This window comes from Synechococcus sp. H55.9 (assembly GCF_047462355.1).
In the GTDB taxonomy this organism is placed as follows: Bacteria; Cyanobacteriota; Cyanobacteriia; order Thermostichales; family Thermostichaceae; genus Thermostichus.
Map to the genome: position 1 here is coordinate 15,412 of NZ_JANSJB010000054.1, position 2,776 is coordinate 18,187.

Consider the following 2,776-nt stretch of genomic DNA (forward strand, 5'->3'; position numbering starts at 1 on the left):
CCGTGCTCTCCAGCGCCACCTGCGGGATCCCTTGGTCGAGAAGCACTCGCCAGCGGGGCGCATCCAGAGCCGCTTGGGGGTTCAGGCCGTAATCCACCAGATTCACCACCACCTGCACATGGCCTTGGGGCTGCATCGTCCCTCCCATGACACCGAAAGGGCCGAGGGGGATCCCATCTTTGGAAAGAAAGGCGGGGATAATCGTGTGGTAGGGGCGCTTGCGCGGGCCCACCTGGTTGGGATGACCGGGTTCCAAGGTAAATCCGGTGCCGCGATTGTGGAGGGCAATCCCTGTCCCTGGAACCAGCAGGCCGCTGCCGAAGCCGTCGAAGTTGGATTGGATCAAAGACACCATCAGGTCGCCATCAGCTGTGGCCAAGTAAACCGTTCCCCCCTGAGGTAGCCCTGGCTGAGCCAAGGGGATTGCCCTAGAACCGATCAACAGCCGCCGTTGCTGGGCATAACGTTTATCCAGCATTTGGGCGGGACTCACCCGCAGATAGTCGGGATCCGCTACCTGTCGGCTCACATCGGCAAAAGCCAGCTTCATCGCCTCAATCTGCAGGTGATAGCGCTCGCCGGCCTCGTAGGGGATCCGACCCAGCTCAAAACCCTCCAAAAGGTTGAGGGCCATCAGGGCGGCAATGCCCTGGCCATTGGGGGGGATCTCCCAGACGGTGTAGCCGCGGTAATCGGTATGGATGGGTTCTACCCAGTCGGCCCGATGTTCTGCCAAGTCGGCGCGGGACAGGAGACCGCCGGTGGCATCCGAAAAAGCCAGCAGCTTCTCCGCCAGCTCCCCCCGGTAAAAACTCTCGCCGCCACTATGGGCAATCTCCGCCAGGGTTTGTGCATGCAGAGGGCTGCTCCAGCGCTCCCCCGCCCGTGGAGCACGCCCCTGGGGGAAAAAAACGGCTTTGAAGGCCTCGTGGCGGGGATCTGGCAGCGGCAAATAGGTGGCCTCCGCCGCCTGCCACAGTTGGGCAATCCGGGGAGAAACCGGAAACCCCTCGCAGGCCAAGCGAAGGGCGGGCCCAAACAGGCGCTCGAAGGGCAGCCGTCCCCAGCGCCGGTGCAAGGCTTGCCAAGCCGAAACAGCCCCCGGCACCGTTACTGCCAACCAATCGTAAGCGGGAATCTGGCCGACACAGCGCTCCGGCGTCAGGGCAGCTGGGCTGCGACCGGAAGCATTCAAGCCGTACAGCCGGCCCTTCTCCCCTCCCTCCCACACCAGCGCAAAAGCATCGCCACCAATGCCATTGGAAGTCGGCTCCACCACCGTCAAAGCCACCGCCATCGCCACGGCTGCATCCACGGCATTGCCGCCGGCCCAGAACATCTCCATACCCGCCATTGCTGCCAGCGGTTGGCTGGTGGCCACGGCTCCCCGTTTGCCCATCACCACCCGTCGCCGCGAGGCAAATGGATAGCGATCCAGGGCCTGCCGTAAAAAAACCGGTGCTGGAGAGAGAGGCTCCTGCATGGGTCTGTGCTCCCTATACAGGCAAGCTCAGAAGTGCTGCCAACTCGGCAAAGCTGTTCACCACCGCATCGGCCCCCGCCCGGCGCAGTTCCTCGGCAGTGAAAGCAGTGGTGAGGCCAACTGCCAAGCAGCCGGCCCCCTTGGCGGCGCGGATCCCGTGGGTGGAGTCTTCGACCACCAAACACCGGCTGGGATCCAAGCCCACCTTGGCAGCCGTTTTCAAATAGGGCTCGGGGTCGGGCTTGGCCCGCCGGATATCTTCGGCAGTAACCACGGCGTCGAACCAGCGGTGCAGGTTAAAGCGCTGGAAAATCTGCTCTTGATCCCGACGGGTGGCCGAGGTGGTGAGGGCGAGGGCCGAGAAGCGGCGGCGGCTAGCCGCCAAAAACTCCAGCACCCCTGGCACCAGCGGCACCTCTCCCAGTAGTTCTCCAAAAGCCTTGGCCTTTTCCTCGATCAAACGCTGCACCAGCAGGGATCGTTCCGCAGGCGGGGTGTCCGTCAGGTGTTCTACGAGATACTCGAACATGTCCTGGTCGGTGCGCCCCTTAAACTGCAGGGAGATGGGAGCCAGATCCAGAGAGATCTGACAGCGCTGCAGGGCGATGACTCCGGCGCGGGCGTGGATCGGCTCCGAATCCACGATCACCCCGTCCATATCCAAAAGCAGGCCAGCAGTTGCGTCAGCGGCGCAGTTCCCGTGCGTGCCAGCGTTGCCCAGCAATAGAACTTTGGGTTGCATAAGCAGTCCAATGGCATGAGTCCCCTGCCTCCGTAGGCTGGAGAGATGAAGCAAGGGATGCTCCAGTTGCAGCCATCACTTCACCGCCTGAAACTGTCTCACATCCTCACCGTAGTCTGCAAACTCAGCATCACCCCACACAGGAGCCAAGAGAAATTCCCGCCGCACCTTGGAAGCGGAGGAACGCCTGAGGCGACCTGGAACAGCCAAGCGCAGCCGCGGAAGCAGGAGCAAGAATCTCTTGTTTGGGTGGGGGCGTGTCAAGTTGACAAGCTCGTCCCTCCTTCTCTAGGATTAGGATCGCTGCATTTATGAGCGCCCCCATCGTCTAGAGGCCTAGGACACATCCCTTTCACGGATGCGACAGGGGTTCGAATCCCCTTGGGGGTATGGCGCAATGGCCGGCGGAGAAAATGAACCCTACAACAACTCCAGGCAGCCCAGGAGCCGAGGGAAGTTCTCGGCCTCCTGTTGCAACTTGAGCTGAGGCCAGACCCGGTTGTCCAATCGCTTGGGACTTGGGGGCGAGAGACTTACGGCTTGTTTTTCAG

Annotated in this window: 2 protein-coding genes and 1 tRNA gene; 1 reads left to right on the plus strand and 2 read right to left on the minus strand. The window is 62.1% G+C overall.

Going from position 1 to position 2,776, the window contains the following annotated elements; genetic code table 11:
* Both NW857_RS08365 and NW857_RS08370 read right to left on the minus strand, forming a co-directional pair.
* Nucleotides 1-1,483, minus strand: a 1,483-nt coding sequence (locus NW857_RS08365; RefSeq protein WP_414368639.1) for a gamma-glutamyltransferase family protein, incomplete at its 3' end; no start/stop codon positions are given.
* 13 nt (nt 1,484-1,496) lie between these two features.
* A complete protein-coding gene (locus tag NW857_RS08370; RefSeq protein WP_414368641.1) occupies nt 1,497-2,225 on the minus strand; it encodes an HAD family hydrolase in 729 nt (242 codons plus the stop codon).
* A gap of 317 nt (nt 2,226-2,542) precedes the next feature.
* On the opposite strand from NW857_RS08370, the gene NW857_RS08375 reads away from it, so the two are divergent.
* Nucleotides 2,543-2,615, plus strand: a tRNA-Glu gene (locus NW857_RS08375).
* Nucleotides 2,616-2,776: the final 161 nt, after the last annotated feature.